Raw genomic sequence first — 21,968 nt, 5'->3', positions numbered from 1 at the left:
GGAGCTTTCTGGATTCAACTCGAATCCGGGTGTGAACAGGCTAAAGGATAACGCAGGGTTAACAAAATAACAGGGCAGGAGTATGACAATGCGGTAGTGTTGCGCCAAAATGCTTTCAATCTTTTCCAGCTATAATGTTTGGTACAAATAAAAAAGGAGTTCGCTGTGGCTATCACTGTTTCGCTTGAGTTGAACCGGGAGATTGAAATTCCGGGCAGCTATGACGAGGTTTTTGCGTTGCTGGCCGATGTGCCTCGTTCCGCAAGTCATTTTCCGAAAGTGCACAAACTCACGGATCTGGGCGACAACATCTACCGTTGGGAAATGGACAAGGTAGGTATCGACAAGCACGCGATCCAGTCTGTCTACGCGAGCAAGTATTTCGCCGACAAAGATGCCGGTAAGATTACCTGGGAGCCGGTGAAAGGCGAAGGTAATGGCGTGGTACGCGGCTCCTGGACACTGACGGCAAAAGGCGACCAGGCGACCACCGCAAAATTCCAGACCAGCGCCGAGCTCACGCTGCCACTACCCGGTTTGCTGAAGCTTGCTATCAGCCCGGTTATCAAGCATGAATTCAACAGCTTGGTGGATACGTATATGAATAATCTGAAGAAGGCCTTCTGACTTCATTGCAGCAAGACTGACTATCGTTTCGATTAACCCGGTTGTGGGACTCCTGAGGGCATAAAAGGTATAATCCCGGAATCAAGTTTTCCGGCGTTGTGCCACCTAAATCTGCTACGGAGTCCCCATGGCCGAACGTAAGGCTCGGGTAGAACGAAATACCCTTGAAACCCAGATCAGCGTTGAAATCAATCTCGACGGTACCGGTAAATCCAGTTTCGATACCGGGGTGCCGTTTCTCGACCACATGATGGAGCAGATTTCCCGTCATGGCATGGTTGATCTGACCATCGTCTCCAAAGGCGATCTGCACATTGATGACCACCACACGGTGGAAGATATCGGTATTACCCTTGGTCAGGCCTTCAAGCAGGCTGTAGGCGACAAGAAAGGTATTCGCCGGTATGGGCATGCCTATGTCCCTCTGGATGAAGCTCTTTCTCGCGTCGTGATTGACCTTTCAGGTCGCCCGGGCCTGATTATGGAAGTGCCCTATACCCGCAGCACAGTGGGTGGATTTGACGTAGATCTGTTCGAAGAGTTCTTCCGCGGTTTTATCAACCATGCCATGGTGACCATGCACATTGATAATCTTCGGGGCAAAAACACCCACCACCAGATCGAAACCGTGTTCAAAGCATTTGGTCGCGCCTTGCGTGTGGCTATTGAAATGGATGAGCGCATGACGGGAATCACACCGTCGACCAAAGGCCTGCTGTAACCCGACGCTCCTAGCGACTTAAGGACACCTTACTGACCATGAAAACCGTTGCCATCATCGACTACGGCATGGGGAACCTTCACTCTGCCCGCAAAGCGGTAGAGCATGTAGCCCCGGATACCAGAGTTCTGGTAACCGACAACGCAAGCCAGATTCGTGAAGCTGACCGGGTAATTCTGCCCGGGGTCGGAGCGATCCGTGACTGCATGGCGGAGATGCGTCGCCATGGGGTTGATGAACTGGTCCGCGAAGTCTCCTGTGACCGCCCGTTTCTGGGTATCTGTGTTGGTATGCAGGCGCTTATGTCCCGCAGTGAAGAAAACGGTGGTGTCGACGGCATCAACCTTTTTCCTTCTGAAGTGCGCTTCTTTGGTGAGAACCTGGTAGAGAATGGAGAGCGCCTGAAGGTGCCTCACATGGGCTGGAATGAGGTGTACCACGCCAAGGAACACCCGCTTTGGCAGGATATTCCCGACGGTGACCGGTTTTACTTTGTGCACAGTTACTACGCTGAGGCCGAAGGTAATGCAGACATCGCAGGGCGTAGCCATTACGGTGTTGACTTGGCAGCGGCTGTCGCCCGGGATAACATTTTTGCTGTGCAGTTCCACCCGGAGAAAAGTGCCAGGGCAGGGCTGCAGCTTCTCAAGAACTTTACTGACTGGAACGGAACATGCTGATTATTCCTGCCATTGATCTTAAAGACGGCCGATGTGTTCGGTTGCGCCAGGGGCGGATGGAAGATTCCACGGTGTTTGGTGGTGACCCGGTTGATATGGCCACCCGATGGGTGGAGGCCGGTGCTCGCCGGCTGCACCTTGTGGATCTGAACGGCGCCTTTGCAGGCGAGCCGGTTAACGGCGAAATTGTGCAGGCTATTGCCCGCAAATACCCGGATTTGCCAATACAGATTGGCGGTGGCATCCGTTCCGCTGAAACTATTGAGGCCTATCTTAAAGCGGGTGTTCAGTGGGTGATCATTGGAACCAAGGCGGTCAAAGAGCCGGAGTTTGTAACGGAAATGTGCAAGCGTTTCCCGGGTCACATTATCGTGGGTCTGGATGCCAAAGACGGCCGTGTAGCCACAGATGGCTGGGCGGAAGTGTCAGAAGTGATGGCAACGGATCTGGCCAAGCGCTTTGCCAACGATGGTGTCGAAGCGATTGTTTACACCGATATCAACCGCGATGGCATGATGCAAGGTGTTAACGTAGAAGCTACTGCTGCCCTGGCGGAAGAGGGTGGCATTCCTGTAATTGCTTCTGGTGGCGTAACCAATATGGATGATCTGAAGCGCCTGGCACCTGTCGCCAGTAAGGGTATCGTCGGAGCTATTACCGGTCGTGCTATTTATGAGGGGACTCTGGATGTTGCAGAAGCCCAGGCATTTTGTGACAGCCTGAAGGGCTGAAAGGGATAAAGTAATATGGCACTGGCGAAGCGCATCATTCCCTGTCTGGATGTTGATAAAGGGCGTGTAGTAAAAGGCGTAAACTTCGTGGACATCCGCGATGCCGGCGATCCTGTAGAAGTAGCCCGCCGCTATAACGAGCAGGGTGCTGATGAAATCACTTTTCTGGATATCACAGCAAGCCATGAAAGCCGTGACACCACCTATGAGACGGTGGAACGTATGGCAGCGGAGGTATTCATTCCGTTGACGGTTGGCGGTGGTGTTCGTACCGTGGATGATATCCGTAAGCTGTTGAACGCAGGCGCCGACAAGGTAGCCATCAATACTGCTGCAGTATTCAACCCTGAGTTTGTGCGTGAAGCAGCTGACCGCTTTGGCAGCCAGTGTATTGTCGTGGCTATCGATGCGAAGCAGGTCAGTGCTGAAGGCGAAGAGCTGCGCTGGGAAATCTTTACCCATGGTGGCCGCAAACCAACAGGTTTGGATGCGGTGGAGTGGGCGCGCAAGATGGTAGAAATGGGTGCTGGCGAGCTATTGCTGACAAGCATGGACAGGGATGGCACCAAGGTCGGTTTTGATCTGGGCCTGACCCGCGCTGTGAGCGATGCTGTGATTGTTCCTGTGATTGCTTCAGGCGGTGTGGGCGAGCTGCAGCATCTGGCGGATGGTGTAACCAGGGGCGGTGCAGATGCCGTGCTAGCGGCCTCGATTTTTCACTTTGGTGAGCACACAATTCCTGAAGCCAAAGCCTTTATGAAGGCCCAGGGAATCGAAGTACGGGATTAGTTCTTTTTGGCGAAAGCAGGCCGTATGGTTTGCTTTTCTCCTTCAGCAAACATCCTCTGATTGTTGTTCCGAATAGCCCAGAGTCCGCTGATCGTGGCGATGGCTATGCCTTGTTCATCCAGTAATGGAAGATGTTTTTCAAGATAGTCGACGGTCACTGTGTGTGGGTGGCCGATGCCGACTGCGCTGCCATTCTCCTTTGCCCGCCGGACCAGTTCTTTGAACTGCTGGTCGACAAACTCTTCTGTTTGCTCATGGTCCAGAAACACGTCTCGTGTCATGGTCGGGATCTGATAAGCCTCAGCAACTTCACCGGCAACTGATGACGCAATAGTTCGGCTATCAACAAAATAAACCGGATAGCGGTACAGTTCTTTCATCACCCAGTCCATGGGCCTGAGCTGCTGGGTCAGCAGGCTGCCCATATGATTATTTACCCCCTGTACATAGGGGATGGATTGCAGGGCGCGGCGCAAGGTAGTTGTCAGGCTTTGCTCATCCATGTCTGGCGTTAACCCGCCAGGGCCAAGGCCGAAATTCCGGGTGTTGGCCATGGGGGCGTGCAGCATGATCTCTTTGTCACGACCGTGTGCCAGGCGAGCAAGAGCGTCTGTATGCCGGCGATAGGGCAGAAACGCCAGCGTCAGTGGTTGATCCAGTTTGGCCAGGCGCTCACCTTCGTGCAGGTTATGCCCCATGTCATCGATGATGATGGCGATGGTTGGCGGGACATCATGTGATGCCGGTTCGGCAGACGCCGCGCCGGCGACCAGGCTCATCAGAACCGCCAGGGCCAGGATCATGGATGATTTCACTGTGTTGTGTCCGCTCCCTTGTGATCGAGGATGTTCAGGCCTTTCAGAAGGTTAAGTGCTGAGCGCAGTTGGTAGTCGCGGTCGATGATGGAGACGACCTGGTTCTCGGTCTTCTGCTCTTTGTTGTTATTCTCCGTATCTTCATCCTGGCCAATCAGGTGGCCGCTCAAATCTGCCTCGGTAAAGAATGGACGGCTATCAAGTTCCTTGAGTTCTGCCGGCCGCACTTCTATATCCGGCTTGATGCCGGTGGCCTGTATAGAGCGACCATCGGGGGTGTAATAACGCGCTGTTGTCATTTTGATAGCGTGGGTTTCATCCAGAGGAATCACCGTCTGCACGCTGCCCTTGCCAAAAGACTGGGTGCCCATGATGACAGCCCGTTTGTGGTCCTGCAGAGCGCCCGCAAGGATTTCTGACGCAGACGCAGAGCCTCCGTTGATCAGAACAACAATGGGTGTGCCAGCCATGATGTCGCCGTCTTTGGCACTGAAGCGAAGGCGCGAGCTCTGAATCCGGCCTTCGGTGTAGACAATCAGCCCTTCATCCAGCAGTGCGTCTGCCGTTGCGACAGCAGCCTGTAATACGCCACCCGGGTTATTTCGAAGGTCGAGCACCAGCCCGTCGAGAGTGCCGCCATGATCTTCCCTGAGCTCTGTCAGCGCTTTGGTGAATTGTCCTCCAGTCTCCGCCTGGAACTGGGTCAGACGAACGTAACCGTAACCGTTTTCAATCATGCGGCTCTTAACGCTGGTGACCTTGATTACATCGCGCTCAACGTCAATTTCTACGGGTGCGTTCTCACCTTCACGCATAATGGTAAGAGTGAGTATTGTGCCAGGCTTCCCGCGCATCAGCTGAACCGCTTCTTCGAGGCTCATGCCTTTCACCGGTTTCTCATCGAGTTTGATGATCAGGTCACCGGCCTGAACGCCCGCCTGCTGGGCAGGTGTATCGTCAATGGGTGCGATAACCTTTATGAAGCCGTTTTCCATGCCGACTTCTATGCCCAGGCCACCAAATTCACCGGAGGTGCTTTCTTCGAGCTTTTCATAATCCTGCGGTGCCAGATAGGTTGAGTGCGGGTCCAGATCCGAGAGCATGCCCTTGATGGCACTTTCCAGCAGCTGTGTGTCGTCCACTTCTTCGACATAGGCGGCCTTGATGCGACTGAAAACTTCAGTGAACTTCCGAAGGTCATCCAGCGGCAACTGCTTTTCCGGATCGGGCAGGGTGATTTCAACACGCTCGCCATCCTGAATGCCTTCCAGAATCCTCGTGCTATCTGAAGGATTGTCCTGGGCGAAGGCCAGTCCGGGAAAGGTAATGAAACAGGCGGCAAGTATGGCAGAGCGCAAAGGTAAGGCTTGGTGTGTTCTTTGGACCCGTCTCATTCACATATCCCGTGGTTATTCCGGTAGTTGAGCAGAAAGTTGGGCGGAGTTCCCTGTTGCCGACAGTATGGCGTCAGCGGGCGCGTTTGTCAGCCCTGCAACGGTTCACTTGCCGAGCCAGCGCCCCGGGTTATCCGGTTTGCCGTTATGGCGTACCTCAAAATAGAGCGCCGGGTTGTCCGTGCCGCCGGTGCGGCCGGCCAATGCAATGGCCTCTCCGGCGGCAACCCAGTCGCCAGGGCTGGTAAACAGGCTGCTGCTGTGGCCATAGAGTGTCATGTAGCCATCGCCATGATCAATAATTGTTATAAGTCCGAAGCCCCGGAGCCAGTTAGCAAACACAACTCGGCCGTAATGAATGGCTTTTACTTCTGCATCTTCGTTGGTCTGGATGATCAGGCCATTTCTTCTCAGCTTGCCATCCGCATACTTGTCGCCGAACCCGCTGGTGACCTTTCCCTGCGCCGGCCAGGGAAGTTTGTTTCTGAGCGATGAGAAGGGCTGGGATTCGTTGGGGGACGGAATGTTGGCAATGGCCTGCTGTACTTCCGAAAGCAGGTTCTCCAAACGCTTGCGATCCGATTCAAGCTCAACTTTTTCGTTACGCCGGCTGCGGATGTCCTGCTCAAGTGCGGCCAGGGTTTGCTCGCGTTCCTCGCGGGAGGCTTGCAGCTTCTTCTGGCGCTCAATAACGCCTTCCTCGGTTTTTGCCAGCTCGGCGCGGGTATTTTGCGCAGCAGCTTGTGTCGCTTTCAGTTCCTGTAAATTTTTGCGGAAGTCTTCCAGCCGTCCGACGGTATCGCGACTGAGATATTCATAGTAGGTCATGGTCCGGGCAATGTTGTCCGGATTAATTTCATTAAGCAGAACTTTTACAGCGGGCGCGTCACCTTCCATCCAGGCTGTGCGGATCTGTTGCTTGAGGCTTTCGCGTTGCTGCTCCAGTGTTCGCGTCAGCTCACGCTCCTCTCCCTGGAGCTCGTTGAGGCGTCGTTGTTGCGTTTTCACCTGCTCGCGCAGGGTTCGACGCTCCCGGGTTAAACGGCTGATCGTGCGTTCGGTCGCAGCCAGCTGTCGTTCCAGGGAGGAGCGATCGTCTTCGGCATCTGCCAGCCAGTCATCAATGTCCTCAATGCGTTCCTTGAGGTCTTCAATCTGGGCTGGTGTAACCTCTTGCTCGGATACTGCCGGCGCTGCACCCAGTGTAAGCATGAGTGCGAGCGCCAGTAGCGCAGTCAGACGCAATGGCAAGACCTGCTTTTGAATCAACCGATCTGGACCAGGCTGTGCCCGGTCATTTCTTTCGGTTGTTCCAGGCCCATTAACGTCAGCAGCGAAGGTGCCACATCGCTCAGGCTGCCGTCTTGTTTCAGACTTACGTTACGATTGCCTGTGTAAACCAGTGGCACAGGCCCAATAGTGTGGGCGGTATGGGCTTGCCCCGAATCGGGATCGGCCATCTGCTCGCAGTTGCCGTGATCAGCGGTGATAAGTGCTTCGCCGCCAACTTCATCCAGAGCCTCAACGACTCGTCGCACGCACTCGTCGAGGCATTCTGCCGCCTTGACTGCTGCGTCCAGTTTTCCGGTATGGCCGACCATATCTCCGTTGGCGTAGTTACACACCACAAGGTCGTACTTGCCACTCTTGATGGCTTCTACCAGTTTATCGGTAACTTCCGGCGCGCTCATCTCCGGTTGCAGGTCGTAAGTGGCTACTTTTGGGGAGGGCACCAGAATCCGGTCTTCGCCGGCAAAGGGTGTTTCCAGCCCGCCATTGAAAAAGAAGGTTACGTGCGCGTACTTCTCGGTTTCTGAAATGCGAAGCTGGGTTTTACCAAGCCCGGCGACATACTCGCCAAGGCCATTGACCAGTTGTTCTGGCGGGTAGGCGCATGAGGTTTTGATATCTGCCGCATACTCGGTAAGCATGACAAAATCGGCCAGTTTCGGGTGCTTACGGCGGTCGAATTCGTCGAAACTCTCATCTACAAAGGCGCGAGTCATTTCCCTGGCGCGGTCAGCGCGAAAGTTCATGAACAGTACTGCGTCGCCATCGTTGATTGTAGCTTCAGGCTCGCCGGGATTCCGGATGCGGGTCGGTTTTACAAACTCATCGTTTTCGCCACGCTCATACGCCTGTTCGAGGCCGGCGATGGGGTCGGTTGCTGTAAATTCGGAATCGCCCAGAGTCATCAGGTTATAGGCGCTTTCAACCCGGTCCCAGCGGTTATCCCTGTCCATCGCGAAATAGCGCCCAACAATGGATGCCACCCGGCCGACACCCAGGCTTTCAAGCTTTGCCGCAGCCTTCTCCAGAGAGGGGCGTGCACTGCGGGGCGGCATGTCCCGGCCGTCAAGAAATGCGTGCACATACACTTCCTTTGCGCCTCTCGAGGCGGCAAGCTCAGCGGCGGCAAGCACGTGGTCTTCGTGGCAGTGAACCCCGCCAGGTGATAGCAGCCCCATCAGGTGAACCGCACCACCATTGCTTACGGCTTTGTCGATTGCCGAGCATAGAACTTTGTTCTCGTTAAATGCACCAGTTTCCAGATCTTTATCAATGCGGGTGAGGCTTTGGTAAACCACTCGCCCCGCGCCGATATTCATGTGTCCGACTTCCGAGTTGCCCATCTGGCCCTGAGGTAGCCCGACGAACATGCCTGAAGTATTGATCAGCGCCTTTGGACGGGACTGCCAGAGCTTGTCCCAGAAGGGTGTTTTTGCGTTACTGATGGCGTTGTCATCGGCGGGATCACGATGGCCCCAGCCGTCGAGAATAATCAATGCTGTCGGCTTGCGTTTTGCTGTCATCATTCAATCCGGAAGTAAAATGCTGGTAAGTTTACGAAACCAATAGTCGAGCTTATCTATTTTCGCATTTAGAGGCCACAGTCGCCACCTGTCGCGTTACCTTCTGTCTGACGAGCAGGCTGTGTATAATCCCGCCAAACTCATTGTCAGGGTAACCTCATGGATCGGTTGTTTGAATTCGTCGTTAACCACTACATTCTCGCGTCGCTTTTTGTGGCTTTTCTGGTTGCCATCCTGATTCTGGAATCCCGTCGCGGGGGCTCCAAGATTTCTGCTCAGGGCGCCGTCAGCCTGATCAACCGGGACGAAGCGATAGTGGTTGATATACGCGACCGCAAAGAGTTTGGTGAGGGCCGTATCACTGGCTCGATCAATATCCCGCTGAATAGTCTGAAAAGTCGCGCCGCTGAATTGAAAAAGCATCAAGACAAGCAGATTATCGTCGCGGACAAGATGGGCCAGCATTCCGCCATGGCAGTTAAACAGCTCAACGCTGAAGGGTACGCTAACGTGGTACGCCTGAACGGCGGAGTCAGTGACTGGAAAGCCAGCAACTTGCCGCTGGTGAAAAAGTAAGGGCAGCTACGGAGCTTGATCTGAGCGCCGATCTGACGCACTGTTTCACCTAACCGCGCGCCGCCAGGCATTAGAATGCTCCGGCAGATGTAACTATAATAATGGGCTTTGAGCCCACTCTTCGAAAGGGAAAGGATTGAACATGGCTGAGAATCAGCAAGCCGCCGCAGGCAGTGAGAACCAGAACCAGGCGCAGTTCGCCCTGCAGCGTATCTACGTGAAGGACCTGTCTTTTGAGTCGCCGAATTCGCCGGTGGTATTTCAGGAACAGTGGAAGCCTCAGGTGAACCTGGATTTGAACACCGCTCACAACAAAGTCAGTGACAATCAGTATGAGGTTGTACTTTCTCTGACGGTTACGGCGAAGATAGGTGAAAAAGTCGCTTATATTGTTGAGATCCAGCAGGCGGGCGTATTCCTCGTGGCTGGCATCGAAGGGCCACAGCTTGGCCAGATGCTGGGCGCTTACTGCCCGACGATTTTGTTCCCTTATGCTCGCGAAGCTATCGATGGCGTCGTTAACAAAGGCAGCTTCCCGGCATTGATGCTGGCACCGGTTAACTTTGATGCCATTTATGCTCAGGCGCTCCAGCGCAAGCAGGAAGAGGCAACTGGAGAAGCAGGGGAAGAGCAGAAGACGCACTGATCCTGCCTTCCTTTGAACCGCTCTTCGAATAGCCCGGCAATCGCCGGGCTATTTCGTTTCTACCGCTCCAAAATCTACCGTTTTCATGGGTATCCAGGAATAAAAACGAATCTCATTCGCAAAGTCCTTGATTTAAGTTATCTATTGAATGAGAATTACTCGTATTCGTATTAACGCTTACGAGGATTTGCTTTGGAATTTTCCGCTTGTCGTCGGCCACATGCCGGGCTGTATCCGCTCTCGATACTTGCAGTGATCGCAGTCTCCACACCTCTCCATGCTGCCGGGTATCTGGATGAGCTTGTCGTTACTGGAACCCGCAGTGAACGAACGGTTCTTGATACCCCGGTGCGTACGGAGGTGGTTACCGCCAAGGAGATTGAAAACACTCATGCACGGAACCTCAAAGAAGCGCTTATAAACTTACCCGGCCTGCTATTGCGCGAAATACACGGCAAGCCGGGCTATGAAGTGTGGTTGCAGGGCATTGATGCGGACCGTGTGCTGGTGCTGGTGGATGGGATGCCTTTGAGCGCCACCACGGGCTCTGCCGTCGATGTGAGCCAGCTTGCGGTACTCGACATCGAACGGATTGAGGTGGTGAAAGGGGCCGTTTCAGCACAGTACGGCAGTGCCGCCATGGGTGGGGTTGTTAATGTGATTACCCGCCGTGTGGATTCAGGAATCAAAGGAACCTTCTCCGCAGATGCCGGTACCTACGGCGACCAAAACCCCTCTGGTGATAAATGGGACCCAGCACGTTATAGCGGCCGCGCGGCAGTTTCTGCCGGTAATGAACGCTGGGGTGTGCGGTTGTCGGGGTCATCCCAGCACTCTGATGGCATCGATCCGGAGCCGGAAACCTGGGCGCGCCCCGGGGACGAGTACGATCGCAACGATGCAACGGTGCGTCTGGATTGGCGGCCGGAGGGGGGCAACAAGTTCACCTGGTCGGGGTTAGTGTTTGATGAAAGCTCCGGTTCCCGCTTCAGTACACTTCCCGGGGGCACCATTAATCAAGGTAAAGACGAAGACGTGCGTCGGCTCAGAACCACCCTGTCAGGGGATCACGGTAACGGTGCTGGGTTGCGTGGGCACTGGGCGTTGCTGCACGAGCAATTGAGTGATGATACATCCAAATTTTCCGTTGCAGGCACCTTTGACCAGCGAGAAGCAGATAGCTCCCTCTCCCAGGCTTCCGGGCATGTTGAAGCAGCAATCGGTGATGCCCACAGCGTCCAGGTTGGCACAGATCTGAGCCGTGAAACACTTGAGCAGTATAAGGATGGCATCTCCGAGCTCGCCGGTAATGAAGAGTTCTCCCGAGAGGGTTATGAACTCTGGGTTCAGGATACCTGGTTTGTTCTGGACAACCTGGAGCTGGTCACTGGCCTGCGCGGGCAACGGGATTCAGACTTTGGTACTCACCTGGCCCCGAAGATCAACGCCCGCCTCGATTTCGAGGATGGAGAGGGGTTTGACAGCTTCGTTCGGGTTGGCGTTGGCTCGGGCTATCGCGTACCTAACCTGAAAGAGCGCCATTATCGCTTTGACCACAGCCAGCTGGGCTACATCGTTAACGGTAATCCTGAGCTTGAGCCTGAATCATCTGTTAGTTATCAGCTTGGCATTGGCGGTCATTTTGAGAAAAAGGTCTGGTTTGATGTAAACGGTTTTTTCAACGATATCGATGACTTGATTCAGACAAGTTTAGACCGGGATGCAACGGCTGCCCGCTCGGATAATGTTCAGGTCTACCACTACAGCAACATTGATAAAGCCCGAACCTGGGGGCTTGAGTCCACCGTGGGCTGGGATATATCTGAAGACTGGCGCGTCTCTGCCGGGTATACCTGGACTGAAACGGAAGATGTTGCAACGGGGGACGACCTCAATCGCCGCCCCCGACATCAGCTGCAGGCTTCTATCGATGGTCATACTGGCCTGCGGGGTTTGTCATGGTCTGTAAGGGCTCGTCACCAAAGCTCCGAGTACGTGGATGCCTCTCTGGGTAGCAAATCCCCCGCTTATAGCGCAATCGATTTGAAGTTCAATTACCGGCTACTTCCAGAGCTGAAGCTGTTTGCGGGCATAGACAACCTTGCCGATACCCAGCGTGACTTCTCCGATCCTGACGATTTCCAACCAGTTGCCGGGCGATTCCTCTATACCGGCTTCTCTATGACTCTTGGCAGTCAATGACAGCCATATTCAATTCAACAATAAGGAACCATGACATGGATCAGCACAAACTGAAGTATTTGGCTCCCGCTCTTGGCCTGGTGATGGCCGCGTGTGGCGGTGGCAGTGATAACCAGATAGACGGAGAAGCGGATGATGGCGGAGAGTCAGGTACCGACTATAACCAACTAGTGATTGACGCCAGAGCCGAGACCCAGTACCTGAACCTGGCCACAGGAGAGGTGGTCTCCAGTGACGGGGACTGGGATCTGGCGTTCAACCGCACCAGCGTGCAGCTGAACTCCGGGGCTTCTGGCAATGGCAGGGTGGCGGGGGCGGTAGGAGATGAACAGGCTGAGTTTTATGATGCGGCCGGGGATCCTGATCTGAACAAGTTTGTTGGCGCGACAGCCGACGGGGAACTGGATCATATGAAGAGTTCTTTTCCTGTCCCTGAAAGCTGGACCTCCGATGATGTGGTCTATGCATTTGGCGACGGCTGGTCTGTATACGGCGACGGAGGCGTTATTTCTGAGGTTCCCGATATAGGCTATCTGGTTCGTTCCGCTGAAGGGGACAGCTATGCCCGTATGCGAATTCTGGATTTTAATTTCCCGACCAGAACCGGGGGCGGCATTGAGAGCTTCAACCTGGAGTTTGAAGTTCAAGTTGCGGGCACTACCCAGCTTTCGGGTTCAACAGTCAGCTTTACGCAGCCTGCGGAATACGATGGCGGCGATGCCTGTTTCGATTTCGATGCCGGTGTCGCTGTTGATTGTGCTACCTCTGAAACCTGGGATGTGCTGATCGGCTTTTCCGGCCGGGAGTGGTACCTCAAGACAAACAGTGGGCCGTCCGGGTCTGGCCAGGGCGGGGCGCTTGGCCCGATTCCCTGGGCAGAGCTGTCAGCTTACACAAGCGCAACGATTGATAATGCTACTGGTGAATCCCTTGTACGGGCGTATGCCCCGGACTCAACAGGTGGCCTGTTTGCAGACAGTAGCTGGTATGCCTACAACCTTCAGGGTGCCCACAAGCTATGGCCAAACTTCCGGGTATACCTCATCGACAGTGATTCCGAAGATGCTTCAGCACCGGTATACGCAATGCAGATCATCAACTATTACGGGTCTGATGGTAACAGTGGCCAGCCTGAAATCCGCTGGAAAGAAATCAACCTGACAACCGGGGAGAATTGAGATGGAAGCACTCGCGACTCAACCTGAAATGTCTCTTGCCCAGCGTTGGCAGCACCTGCGTGAGGAACAGCCAAAACTGCGTATTCGCAATGCAGCTGAAGTCCTTGGTGTCAGTGAACTGGAACTACTGCTCTGTCGAGAAGACGGCGTTCAGCCCTTGAAGCCAGTGTTTGGCGGACTCTTGTCGGCAATGGATGATGTGGGCGATGTGATGATTCTTACCCGCAACGACCAGGTGGTCCATGAAGTCACTGCTAGTTTCAGGAAATTCACCGTCGCTGGGAAAGGGGCCATGGGGCTGGCGGTGGGTGACATCGATATACGGGTGTTTCTTAACCAGTGGGCCTACGGCTATCTGGTAACGGAATCCGTTGGAAACATCACCAGGGAAAGTCTGCAGTTTTTCAGTGACCACGGGCAAGCCCTGCACAAGATCTATAAAACGAGTACGACAAACAGGGATGCCTGGGACCGTCTTCTGGGAAATTACCTGGATAAGGAGCGGCCGTTTCCAGAATTGTTGGCTGCGCCCGTTCGTGAGCCGCGGGCTGATGCCGAGGCCGTCGATGTTGCTGCCTTACGCAATGACTGGTCCGGACTTAAAGATGTTCACCACTTTCATGCCATGCTCAAGCGCAACAACGTAGATCGCCTCACGGCCGTTGAGGTTGTTGGTAAGGAGTGGGTTACTCGTCTGAAAGCCACCACACTGGAAACCCATTCGCCGTTGGACGCAATACTGGAGCAGGTTAAGTCCAGCCATTGCCCGATTATGGTGTTTGTGGGCAACCCGGGAATTGTCCAGATATTCACCGGCACGGTGGGCAACCTGAAGCGCACTGGCCCATGGATGAACGTGCTGGACAAAGGGTTCAATCTGCACGCCAATACATACGGTATTCGCGACTGGTTCGTTGTGCGTCGGCCGTCGGCAGATGGCACGGTAACATCTCTGGAGGGTTATAACGCACAAGGTGACATAGTGATCACCTTGTTTGGCAAACGTAAGCCAGGGCAGCCGGAGTCTACAGACTGGCAGCGTGAAGTGGCGACTCTGGAGAGCGCACTATGCGAGTGAGTCTGCTGGGGGCCCTGTGTGTCGCTTGTTTGTCGTTTTCGATGCTGGCGCGAGCAGAACAGCCCCGGATCGTCAGTGCCGATGGCAGCATAACCGAAACGGTTTACGCCTTGGGCGCACAGGATAGTCTGGTGGGGGTGGATACTACCAGTAACTACCCTCCGGAAGTTCAATCGCTGCCCAGGGTGGGTTACTTGCGCGCTTTGCCTTTTGAAGGCGTGCTGGCGTTGCGGCCGGACGTGCTTCTGACAACTGTAGAAGCTGCGCCAGATAAAACCCTGGAGCGGTTGAAACAGGCTGGAGTGGAGGTCATTCAGTTGCCCGTAGCCCGGTCCCCGGCGGATACCATGGCGCGTATTCGGGAGGTTGGTCGCATTCTTGGCAAGGGCGCGCCGGCTGAAGCTATGGTTGCTGACATGCAGCACAGAGTTGAACGCATTGCCGCGACGGCGGGAGCCTCGTCAGTGCGAGTGCTGTTTCTGATGGCTGCCGGGAATCATGGCGTCATGATTGCTGGCCGTGATACTGCCGCTGACGCGCTTCTTGAAGCCCTTGGGGCTAGCAATGCCATGGACGAGGTAAGCGGTTATAAGCCCGCCAACCGTGAGGCACTGCTGGCATCCGAACCCGACGCTATCGTTATCGCCGAGTCTCGACCCGGTCAGTTTGATATTGCCGACTGGCCTCAACTGTCAGCACTGGAAGCCTGGAAGCAGGGCAAGCATTACGTGGGGGACAGCATGTTGTTGCTGGGCTTTGGGCCACGGCTACCGCAAGCCATGGAAGAGGTTGCGGGAGTATTGGCGCAAGCGAGGCAAGTTGCCCAAAATGGTCATTGATGGCGCTGGGCGCATGGCGAAAGGGCCGGCTTTGCTGATGATCCTGGGGGCCGCTTTTGCGGTCTCTGTGGTTTCAGTCAGCAGCGGAGCCTACCCGCTTTCTGTAGCCGATATCCTGGCGGTACTGATGGGTGATCTTGAGGACGAGATTGCCAGCATGGTGCTTTTGGATGTGCGCCTCCCTCGCCTGGTTCTTGGTTTTCTGGTAGGCGCAGTCCTCGCTGTTTCGGGCGCGATCCTGCAGGGTTTGTTTCGCAATCCACTGGCGGATCCAGGACTTATTGGTGTTTCAGCGGGAGCCTCTCTGGCAGCTATTGCGGTAATTGTACTTGGCGGCACCTGGTTGGGAGGTTGGTTGGAGCTTGCTGGCGTATGGGCGCTTCCCATTTCAGCATTTATTGGTGGTAGTGGCACTGTCTTTCTGGCCTGGCGGATTGCCCGGAGGGCGGGGCAAACATCAGTGGCCACCTTGTTGTTGGCGGGCATTGCTATCAATGCCATTGCTGGCGCAGGTACCGGGTTGTTGACGTTCTATTCCTCTGATGAAGAGCTACGTTCGCTGACGTTCTGGACCATGGGGAGTTTGGGGCATGCGTCCTGGGATGATGTTGCCATGGCTGCACCCTGGCTCCTGCTTTCGCTGTGTGCAGCGCCTTTTCTGGCACGACCGCTGGATGCTTTTCTTTTAGGTGAGCAGGTGGTCGGCCACCTTGGCTACAACACCGATTGGACCAAGCGTGCGGCTGTGTTGATTGCCGGGCTCGGCGTGGGTGCTGCAGTGGCGGTCAGTGGTCTGATTGGCTTTGTGGGGCTGGTTGTACCTCACCTTGTGCGGCAAACCCTGGGCGCCGGACACAGGATTGTATTGCCGGCCAGTGCGCTTGCCGGTGGAACCTTACTAGTTGGGGCTGATTGTCTGGCAAGGGTCGTGGTGGCACCGGCTGAGCTGCCTATAGGATTAATGATGGCGTTAATAGGCGGCCCGTTTTTCCTGATATTGCTATTGAGAACGAGGATAGCCTGATGCTTTTGCACGTTGACGGACTGGGTGTTCATCTCTCTGGAAAGCCGGTCGTCCGCGACCTTGTCTTTCAATTGGATGCGGGTGAGCTGCTTGTGGTGCTTGGCCCTAATGGTGCGGGAAAATCCACACTGCTTCGGGGGTTGGCAGGCGAGCATAAGGTGGCCAGGGGGCAGGTAATGTTTGCCGGGCGGCCTTTGGCAAGCTGGTCGAGCCGCGATCTGGCGAGGCAGCGAGCTGTTATGCCCCAAAGGGTTGAAGTGAACTTTCCTCTGACTGTAGAGGAGGTCGTGCGCCTTGGTCGCCCGCCCGAGTCGATATCACAAAGCATGCCAGTGCTTTTGGAATTGATGGAGCTACTGGATATAAACCACTTGCGCCACCGTCTTGCGCCGGGCTTATCCGGCGGTGAACAACAACGGGTTCAGCTAGCCCGCGTATTGGCGCAAATATGGGATGCAGAAGGGCCAGTGTTGCTGTTACTGGATGAATGCACCTCGGCCCTGGATCCGGCCCATCAACAGCAGGTGTTTTCTTTACTCCGGCGGTTGGCGCGCCAACGAGGGTTTGCGGTCTTGGCGGTTGCCCATGACCTTAATCTTGCGGCCAGGTTTGCAGATCGACTGATGTTGCTGCACCAGGGGCAAGGTTACATGGTCGGGAGTCCGTCAGAGGTGCTTACTAAAGCTGTGCTGGCAGACGTTTATGGTCTGTCCGCGAGAATCCTGGAGTTGGACGAGGGCTATCCATTGGTGATCCCTCAGGATGACGCGCACAAATCGGCTTATTCGCAGCCGTTTTCGAGGTGGGAGCCGATAAACCCGAGCTGTCGCCAGGCCTCGTAAACCACCAGTGCGGCTGTGTTGGACAGGTTCAAACTGCGGCTTTCGGGGCACATGGGAACTTTCAGGCAGTGCTCTGTGGGTAGTTTCTCACGTACTTCCATCGGCAGGCCTCGGGTTTCGGGGCCGAACATCAGATAATCGCCCTCTTGATAGGCTACCTGATGGTAGTAGTGATGACCTTTGGTGGTGAGGCCAAACAGGCGCACCGGTTGTTCACTGTCGAGAAACGCCTGATAACTCTTGTGCACTTTTATCGTGGCGTATTCGCTGTAGTCCAGGCCGGCGCGCCGCATCTGTTTGTCCTCCAGAGTAAACCCCAGAGGCTCAATCAGATGCAGCCGGCAGCCGGTGTTGGCGCACAGCCGGATTATATTACCCGTGTTCGGCGGTATTTCCGGCTCGTATAGCACCACATTCAGCATTTAGATTTAGCGCTCAACAGCCAGCGCAACGCCCATGCCGCCACCTATGCACAGGGTAGCGAGACCTTTCCGTGCATCGCGACGCACCATTTCATGCAGCAATGAAACCAGAACACGGCAGCCAGAAGCGCCAATTGGATGGCCAAGGGCAATGGCGCCACCGTTAACGTTTACCTTACTGGTATCCCAGCCCATGTCACGATTGACAGAAATGGCCTGGGCAGCAAAGGCCTCGTTGGCTTCTACCAGGTCCAGATCGTCAACACCCCAATCCGCCAGTTTGAGGCAACGCTGGCTGGCTGGAATCGGGCCGGTGCCCATAATAGTGGGGTCAACGCCAGCACTGGAGTGGGCCTTGATGGTGGCCAGAGGTGTCAGACCAAGTTCTTTGGCTTTCTCCGCACTGCATACCATGACGGCAGCTGCGCCATCATTGAGGGACGAGGCGTTGCCAGCGGTCACTGTACCGTCTTTCTTGAAAGCCGGCCGCAGCTTTCCGAGACCTTCGCTGGTTACGCCGTCGCGGGGGCCTTCGTCCTTGCTGACGACAATCGGGTCGCCTTTACGCTGGGGAATGGAAACCGGGACAACCTCGCCATCAAAACGGCCGGACTCGCGAGCGTCTACAGCTTTTTGCTGGGATGCTGCAGCGAACGCGTCTTGCTCTTCGCGGCTAATGCCGTACTTCTCAACAATGTTTTCGGCTGTGATACCCATATGGTAGTCGTTAAAAGCATCCCACAGGCCGTCGGTGATCATGGTGTCGATCATGGTCCAGTTCCCCATGCGCTGACCATTCCGGCTGTTGGGCAGAACGTGTGGCGCCTGGCTCATGCTTTCCTGGCCACCGGCTATGATGATGTCGGCATCGCCGCAACGAATGGCTTGGGCGGCCATATGTACCGCTTTCAGGCCGGAGCCGCAGACTTTGTTGATGGTCATTGCGGGCACGGTAGCGGGTATGCCGGCGTTGATGGACGACTGACGGGCCGGGTTCTGGCCTGAGCCTGCGGTAAGAACCTGGCCGAGTATTACTTCATTGATCTGGTCACCGGCTACACCGGTTTCTTCCAGCAGAGCCTTGATGACTGCAGTACCAAGTTGATCCGCGCGAAGGCTGGAAAGGCCCCCACCAAATGTTCCGATAGCCGTACGTCGGGCGGCAACAATAACGACATCACGCATGGTCTTTCTCCGGTTAGATGGTTGTACTGTATGGGCGCAGAAAGATAATACCTGCGCTCACCGAATCAGAAGATGAGCGCTATTGTACGCCGGAATGGTCTGTGCGGCCAAAATGATGAGCATGGGGTCTAGTTGCGAGAGCCTAAGGCTTTGCTCTGGCTACATATTCAGGCTTCGTCCGCCATCCACTGAAATGATTTGTCCGGTAATGAATGGCGCTTCGGTTATCAGAAATACCACGGTTCGGGCTATGTCATCCGCTGTTCCAGTGCGCTTCATGGGGGTTTTGTCCAGAATTTTGTTTTGGTATTCGGCATCAACTGCAGCTTCGCCATCCGGCCATAGAATTGCCCCCGGAGAAACACCATTTACTCTTACCCGGGGCGCCAGGTCTTTGGCCCAGGATCGGGTGAGGGCAGCGAGGCCAGCTTTGCTGGCGCAATATAGCGGGTGCTCCGGTAGTGGCTTTTCGCTGTAGATATCAATCAGATTCACAACATTGCCCGAACTTTCTTCCAGTGCCGGTAAGCAAGCCTGCAGGAGAAAGAAAGGCGCTTTGAGGTTGGTGTGCATGATACGGTCCCAGTCGTCACTGGTCGCCTCGGACGTCGGGTTCGGGTAAAACACCGATGCGTTGTTCACCAACGCATCCAGCCGGCCCCAGTGAGCAGTCGCTTCAGAGCCCAGCCGGGTGATGTCTGCCATTTCGCTCAGATCAGCCCCTACTGCAACCGCGGAATTCTCGCGCTGCTTATTCATCGTCTCGGTAAACCTGTCGGCCTGTTCTTTGCGACTCCTGTAGTGGATAACCAGGTTCCAGCCGCGGTCATGAAGAAGCTGGGCTGTGCGGGCGCCAAGGCGATGAGCGGAGCCGGTAATAAGAGCAACGGGAGCAGGTGCGGGCATGGTTGTTCCTCAAGAAGTTGGGCTGGAGACTGCTTGAGCTATACGTGCCAGTCGCTCCGACCGGATTGCTTCGCCCAACTCTTTGCCGGAAAAACCTTTTTCCATGAGCGTTTTTATGTCAACGCCTTGGGCGGAGTCGGCGGCGCTTTCAAGCGGTTCCAGCCGTTTCTGGCTGCCAGCCCCAAGAGCGCACCCCAGGACACTGAGCAGGCTGGAAAATCGCTCCGGTCGACGCCAAAGGTCCGCGTTTTCAAGTAATTCAAGCAAGTGGCCGGCATCCGGCTGAGCCAGATCCAGCTTTCCGATTTCCGGCAGAAAAGCTGCTGCCAGCCGGGCAAGTTGCTGGCAATCATTGGGGGCTTTCAGTGCCTTCGCCCTCGAAGTGCAATCACGCTCATCCAGAGCGCAAAGCAGCGCTGCAAAACGCTCTGCCGTTGAACCTTCTGCGGAATGAACGCATTGCAGGGTTTCAAGGGCAGCGCTGAAATTGTCTTCGGAAGACAGTTCGGGAATCAGCACAGCAAGTGCGCCGCAGTCCCGCAACACCTGAAAAAATGTAACCGGAGATTGTTCGTGCAGGGCTCGTTGAATTTCCTGCCAAACCCGCTCTGGCACGAGGTGCTCTACTTCGCCGGCGGCAACCATAGTGCGCATCAGCGCCATGGTCTCTGCACACACGGTAAAACCAAGGGGTTGGAAGCGCGCCGCAAAGCGGGCGGTTCTAATAATGCGTAGCGGGTCTTCTTTGAACGCTTCGGATACGTGGCGCAGTTCCCTCGCTTCCAGATCTGCTCTGCCTCGAAACGGATCGGTGAGCTCGCCCTGTTCCGAGCGCGCCATGGCATTGATGGTCAGGTCACGGCGCAGCAGATCTTCCTCCAGAGTGACATCTGGTGCGCTGTAAACACTGAAACCGTGGTAGCCATGCCCCTGTTTTCGCTCGGTGCGGGCGAGGGCGTATTCCTCCCGCGTTTTGGGGTGCAGGAATACGGGGAAGTCGGACCCGACCTGAGTAAAGCCCTGGGCAAGCATTTGCTTTGGGGTCGCGCCGACCACAACCCAGTCCCGGTCTTTGACTTCCAGGCCCAGTAATTCATCGCGTACGGCGCCGCCAACCAGGTAGGTTTGCATGAAGGGTCAGATTCCTTTCGAAGAGGTTTCCGGGAATTATCCTTTTCCCGGGCGGATCAGGCAAACCAGGTGATTCAGAACAGGCTCAAAACGAGGTGCCCAGCTCTAAAGCAGCGCCAACCTCGGCGCTGCTGTACAGGGCGCCGAGATCAAAACGCACACCCATCAGATTCAGACCCAGGCCTACGGTAAACTGTGTTTCTTCCGCAATGCCGTCGTTATCATCGTTGCTGGCCAGGTTGTGTCGGACGCCAGCGCGAAGCTGGGCATAACGCCAGGCATCGAATTCTGCACCCAGAGCAAGCCACTGGGTATCATCTTCAAAGCCGAAGGCTTCTTTTTTTGTCAGGTCAACTTCAGCTGTAACAACGTGGTAGGTACTTTTGTGAGCGATGCCCAGTGTTGCCATCGGGTTGAGCTCAAGTGTTCTCACCTGCTCGCCGAGCTCCGGGCGGATTGCCGCGGAATCCAGCTCCATGGGAATCAGGTTTTTAATGGCGATACCGGCATTCCACTGTTTCGCATCCCCAAAAGCATAGGCCGCACCTATGTCGAGGTTGAAGCCGCTCTTGCTGGTCTGATATTGGTCATTGTCGAACTCATCATCTTCGAAACCGGAAACGGTTTCCGTGTATTGGAAGGTTCTCAGCTCGACATATTTGGGTGATATGCCCAGTTGCAGGGTTTCGCCGTTACTCAGCTCCAGCGCATGGGCAAAGCTGACACCTGCTTCAATGACTGCGGATGCTAGAGCTCTGCCGCGCGACTGCAGATCGTCGGTAGCACCGGGGATCAAAATTCCGTTTTCAATAGCCTCAAGTTTGGCGTCGTCACTTTCGTCATACTCACCCCTGATCGTAGCGGTCAGATTGCCGTTACTGAACAGGCCGACGGACAGCTTTTTTCCCGGAACGGCTAGAGCAAGGCCCAGACCGATATCGGCGCGCACTGTGTCCTTGTCAAAACCTTCGAATTGCTCGCGCAGCTGGCCGGCTAATTGTTGTGCACCGGCTGTATTCGAGGAGTTGATGGCGGTCTCAAGGTCGTCAATCGTGTCTTGAATGTCATCGACCTGATCAATCGTTTCTTCCTCATCCGCAACCCTTGCGTTGATGGACGGCAGGGTCAGGCCGAATTCGTCTGACCAGGTGTGGTGGTCCGCCGCCATCATGGCCGGGTTTGAAGAGGTGGCCGATGATGGATTCGCAACGGCTACGCCGGTTCCGCCCATGGCAAACGAGCGCGAGGACATAAACGCCTGGGGGCTGGCAAGAGCGGCAGTGGAGCTTATAGAAAGGCCAAGGGCAATAAACAATCGGGACAAGCGATACTGTGGCATTCGGGTACCTTGTGAAAAGATGTGCATTAT

At 55.3% G+C, this 21,968-nt stretch carries 22 protein-coding genes; 13 read left to right on the top strand and 9 right to left on the bottom strand.

Features of this window, described 5'->3' with window-relative positions:
- Window positions 1-165 precede the first annotated feature (165 nt).
- From Q4501_RS13090 to hisF, 5 genes are all read left to right on the top strand, one after another.
- The gene (locus Q4501_RS13090; protein ID WP_303596687.1) at window positions 166-627 is read left to right on the top strand and encodes an SRPBCC family protein; all 462 of its coding nucleotides are present in this window, start codon (window positions 166-168) and stop codon (window positions 625-627) included.
- A 127-nt stretch (window positions 628-754) separates the two neighbouring features.
- A complete protein-coding gene (gene hisB / locus Q4501_RS13085; protein WP_303596686.1) occupies window positions 755-1,348 on the top strand; it encodes an imidazoleglycerol-phosphate dehydratase HisB in 594 nt (197 codons plus the stop codon).
- A gap of 38 nt (window positions 1,349-1,386) precedes the next feature.
- Complete coding sequence (hisH, locus tag Q4501_RS13080) at window positions 1,387-2,028, top strand: imidazole glycerol phosphate synthase subunit HisH (RefSeq protein ID WP_303596685.1); 642 nt, start codon at window positions 1,387-1,389, stop codon at window positions 2,026-2,028.
- Entirely contained in the window at window positions 2,022-2,759 is a 738-nt protein-coding gene (gene hisA, locus Q4501_RS13075; protein WP_303596684.1) for a 1-(5-phosphoribosyl)-5-[(5-phosphoribosylamino)methylideneamino]imidazole-4-carboxamide isomerase, read from the top strand. The genes hisH and hisA overlap by 7 nt, the downstream gene beginning before the upstream one ends.
- Window positions 2,760-2,774: 15 nt before the next feature.
- Entirely contained in the window at window positions 2,775-3,548 is a 774-nt protein-coding gene (gene hisF, locus Q4501_RS13070; protein WP_303596683.1) for an imidazole glycerol phosphate synthase subunit HisF, read from the top strand.
- Here the strand turns inward: hisF and Q4501_RS13065 are convergent.
- The 4 genes from Q4501_RS13065 to gpmI all read right to left on the bottom strand — a co-directional run bounded on the left by Q4501_RS13065 (window position 3,545) and on the right by gpmI (window position 8,570).
- Window positions 3,545-4,327: a divergent polysaccharide deacetylase family protein gene (locus Q4501_RS13065; RefSeq protein WP_303596841.1), complete on the bottom strand. Its 783-nt coding sequence runs from the start codon at window positions 4,325-4,327 to the stop codon at window positions 3,545-3,547. The genes hisF and Q4501_RS13065 overlap by 4 nt on opposite strands.
- Window positions 4,328-4,359: 32 nt before the next feature.
- Window positions 4,360-5,757, bottom strand: a complete 1,398-nt coding sequence (locus Q4501_RS13060) for a S41 family peptidase (protein ID WP_303596682.1) — start codon at window positions 5,755-5,757, stop codon at window positions 4,360-4,362.
- 105 nt (window positions 5,758-5,862) lie between these two features.
- Window positions 5,863-7,002, bottom strand: a complete 1,140-nt coding sequence (locus Q4501_RS13055; protein ID WP_303596681.1) for a murein hydrolase activator EnvC — start codon at window positions 7,000-7,002, stop codon at window positions 5,863-5,865.
- Between the two features lie 20 nt (window positions 7,003-7,022).
- Window positions 7,023-8,570, bottom strand: a complete 1,548-nt coding sequence (gene gpmI, locus Q4501_RS13050; RefSeq protein WP_303596680.1) for a 2,3-bisphosphoglycerate-independent phosphoglycerate mutase — start codon at window positions 8,568-8,570, stop codon at window positions 7,023-7,025.
- A gap of 159 nt (window positions 8,571-8,729) precedes the next feature.
- On the opposite strand from gpmI, the gene Q4501_RS13045 reads away from it, so the two are divergent.
- From Q4501_RS13045 to Q4501_RS13010, 8 genes are all read left to right on the top strand, one after another.
- On the top strand, window positions 8,730-9,146 hold the full coding sequence (locus Q4501_RS13045; protein ID WP_303596679.1) for a rhodanese-like domain-containing protein: 417 nt from the start codon (window positions 8,730-8,732) through the stop codon (window positions 9,144-9,146).
- Window positions 9,147-9,288: 142 nt separating this feature from the next.
- Window positions 9,289-9,792: a protein-export chaperone SecB gene (secB, locus tag Q4501_RS13040; RefSeq protein WP_303596678.1), complete on the top strand. Its 504-nt coding sequence runs from the start codon at window positions 9,289-9,291 to the stop codon at window positions 9,790-9,792.
- Between the two features lie 192 nt (window positions 9,793-9,984).
- Entirely contained in the window at window positions 9,985-11,994 is a 2,010-nt protein-coding gene (locus Q4501_RS13035; protein WP_303596677.1) for a TonB-dependent siderophore receptor, read from the top strand.
- A gap of 35 nt (window positions 11,995-12,029) precedes the next feature.
- A complete protein-coding gene (locus Q4501_RS13030; protein WP_303596676.1) occupies window positions 12,030-13,172 on the top strand; it encodes an HmuY family protein in 1,143 nt (380 codons plus the stop codon).
- Window position 13,173: 1 nt separating this feature from the next.
- On the top strand, window positions 13,174-14,250 hold the full coding sequence (locus Q4501_RS13025) for a hemin-degrading factor (RefSeq protein WP_303596675.1): 1,077 nt from the start codon (window positions 13,174-13,176) through the stop codon (window positions 14,248-14,250).
- On the top strand, window positions 14,241-15,089 hold the full coding sequence (locus Q4501_RS13020) for a hemin ABC transporter substrate-binding protein (protein WP_303596674.1): 849 nt from the start codon (window positions 14,241-14,243) through the stop codon (window positions 15,087-15,089). Before Q4501_RS13025 ends, Q4501_RS13020 begins: the two co-directional genes overlap by 10 nt.
- On the top strand, window positions 15,079-16,113 hold the full coding sequence (locus Q4501_RS13015; RefSeq protein ID WP_303596840.1) for an iron ABC transporter permease: 1,035 nt from the start codon (window positions 15,079-15,081) through the stop codon (window positions 16,111-16,113). Before Q4501_RS13020 ends, Q4501_RS13015 begins: the two co-directional genes overlap by 11 nt.
- Complete coding sequence (locus Q4501_RS13010) at window positions 16,113-16,955, top strand: heme ABC transporter ATP-binding protein (RefSeq protein WP_303596673.1); 843 nt, start codon at window positions 16,113-16,115, stop codon at window positions 16,953-16,955. Before Q4501_RS13015 ends, Q4501_RS13010 begins: the two co-directional genes overlap by 1 nt.
- On the opposite strand, the gene trmL is transcribed toward Q4501_RS13010, so the two are convergent.
- The 5 genes from trmL to Q4501_RS12985 all read right to left on the bottom strand — a co-directional run bounded on the left by trmL (window position 16,895) and on the right by Q4501_RS12985 (window position 21,938).
- Window positions 16,895-17,377, bottom strand: coding sequence for a tRNA (uridine(34)/cytosine(34)/5-carboxymethylaminomethyluridine(34)-2'-O)-methyltransferase TrmL (trmL, locus tag Q4501_RS13005; RefSeq protein ID WP_303596672.1), 483 nt, complete (start codon window positions 17,375-17,377; stop codon window positions 16,895-16,897). The genes Q4501_RS13010 and trmL overlap by 61 nt on opposite strands.
- Window positions 17,378-17,383: 6 nt before the next feature.
- On the bottom strand, window positions 17,384-18,562 hold the full coding sequence (locus Q4501_RS13000) for an acetyl-CoA C-acetyltransferase (RefSeq protein WP_303596671.1): 1,179 nt from the start codon (window positions 18,560-18,562) through the stop codon (window positions 17,384-17,386).
- 159 nt (window positions 18,563-18,721) lie between these two features.
- A complete protein-coding gene (locus Q4501_RS12995) occupies window positions 18,722-19,468 on the bottom strand; it encodes a pteridine reductase (RefSeq protein WP_303596670.1) in 747 nt (248 codons plus the stop codon).
- Between the two features lie 9 nt (window positions 19,469-19,477).
- Entirely contained in the window at window positions 19,478-20,599 is a 1,122-nt protein-coding gene (locus Q4501_RS12990) for a multifunctional CCA tRNA nucleotidyl transferase/2'3'-cyclic phosphodiesterase/2'nucleotidase/phosphatase (RefSeq protein ID WP_303596669.1), read from the bottom strand.
- A gap of 85 nt (window positions 20,600-20,684) precedes the next feature.
- The gene (locus Q4501_RS12985; protein WP_303596668.1) at window positions 20,685-21,938 is read right to left on the bottom strand and encodes a conjugal transfer protein TraF; all 1,254 of its coding nucleotides are present in this window, start codon (window positions 21,936-21,938) and stop codon (window positions 20,685-20,687) included.
- Window positions 21,939-21,968: the final 30 nt, after the last annotated feature.

Source organism: Marinobacter sp. 2_MG-2023 (assembly GCF_030546935.1).
GTDB lineage: Bacteria > Pseudomonadota > Gammaproteobacteria > Pseudomonadales > Oleiphilaceae > Marinobacter.
This window is presented reverse-complemented; position numbering and strand designations above follow the sequence as displayed.

Excerpts from the sequence above, each read along its gene's own strand:
- hisB (WP_303596686.1), top strand. The coding sequence starts at position 755 with ATGGCCGAACGTAAGGCTCGGGTAGAACGAAATACCCTTGAAACCCAG.
- hisH (WP_303596685.1), top strand. The coding sequence starts at position 1,387 with ATGAAAACCGTTGCCATCATCGACTACGGCATGGGGAACCTTCACTCT.
- hisA (WP_303596684.1), top strand. The coding sequence starts at position 2,022 with ATGCTGATTATTCCTGCCATTGATCTTAAAGACGGCCGATGTGTTCGG.
- hisF (WP_303596683.1), top strand. The coding sequence starts at position 2,775 with ATGGCACTGGCGAAGCGCATCATTCCCTGTCTGGATGTTGATAAAGGG.
- Q4501_RS13065 (WP_303596841.1), bottom strand. The coding sequence starts at position 4,327 with ATGAGCCTGGTCGCCGGCGCGGCGTCTGCCGAACCGGCATCACATGAT.
- Q4501_RS13060 (WP_303596682.1), bottom strand. The coding sequence starts at position 5,757 with ATGAGACGGGTCCAAAGAACACACCAAGCCTTACCTTTGCGCTCTGCC.
- gpmI (WP_303596680.1), bottom strand. The coding sequence starts at position 8,570 with ATGACAGCAAAACGCAAGCCGACAGCATTGATTATTCTCGACGGCTGG.
- Q4501_RS13045 (WP_303596679.1), top strand. The coding sequence starts at position 8,730 with ATGGATCGGTTGTTTGAATTCGTCGTTAACCACTACATTCTCGCGTCG.
- secB (WP_303596678.1), top strand. The coding sequence starts at position 9,289 with ATGGCTGAGAATCAGCAAGCCGCCGCAGGCAGTGAGAACCAGAACCAG.
- Q4501_RS13030 (WP_303596676.1), top strand. The coding sequence starts at position 12,030 with ATGGATCAGCACAAACTGAAGTATTTGGCTCCCGCTCTTGGCCTGGTG.
- Q4501_RS13025 (WP_303596675.1), top strand. The coding sequence starts at position 13,174 with ATGGAAGCACTCGCGACTCAACCTGAAATGTCTCTTGCCCAGCGTTGG.
- Q4501_RS13020 (WP_303596674.1), top strand. The coding sequence starts at position 14,241 with ATGCGAGTGAGTCTGCTGGGGGCCCTGTGTGTCGCTTGTTTGTCGTTT.
- Q4501_RS13015 (WP_303596840.1), top strand. The coding sequence starts at position 15,079 with ATGGTCATTGATGGCGCTGGGCGCATGGCGAAAGGGCCGGCTTTGCTG.
- Q4501_RS13010 (WP_303596673.1), top strand. The coding sequence starts at position 16,113 with ATGCTTTTGCACGTTGACGGACTGGGTGTTCATCTCTCTGGAAAGCCG.
- trmL (WP_303596672.1), bottom strand. The coding sequence starts at position 17,377 with ATGCTGAATGTGGTGCTATACGAGCCGGAAATACCGCCGAACACGGGT.
- Q4501_RS13000 (WP_303596671.1), bottom strand. The coding sequence starts at position 18,562 with ATGCGTGATGTCGTTATTGTTGCCGCCCGACGTACGGCTATCGGAACA.
- Q4501_RS12995 (WP_303596670.1), bottom strand. The coding sequence starts at position 19,468 with ATGCCCGCACCTGCTCCCGTTGCTCTTATTACCGGCTCCGCTCATCGC.
- Q4501_RS12990 (WP_303596669.1), bottom strand. The coding sequence starts at position 20,599 with ATGCAAACCTACCTGGTTGGCGGCGCCGTACGCGATGAATTACTGGGC.
- Q4501_RS12985 (WP_303596668.1), bottom strand. The coding sequence starts at position 21,938 with ATGCCACAGTATCGCTTGTCCCGATTGTTTATTGCCCTTGGCCTTTCT.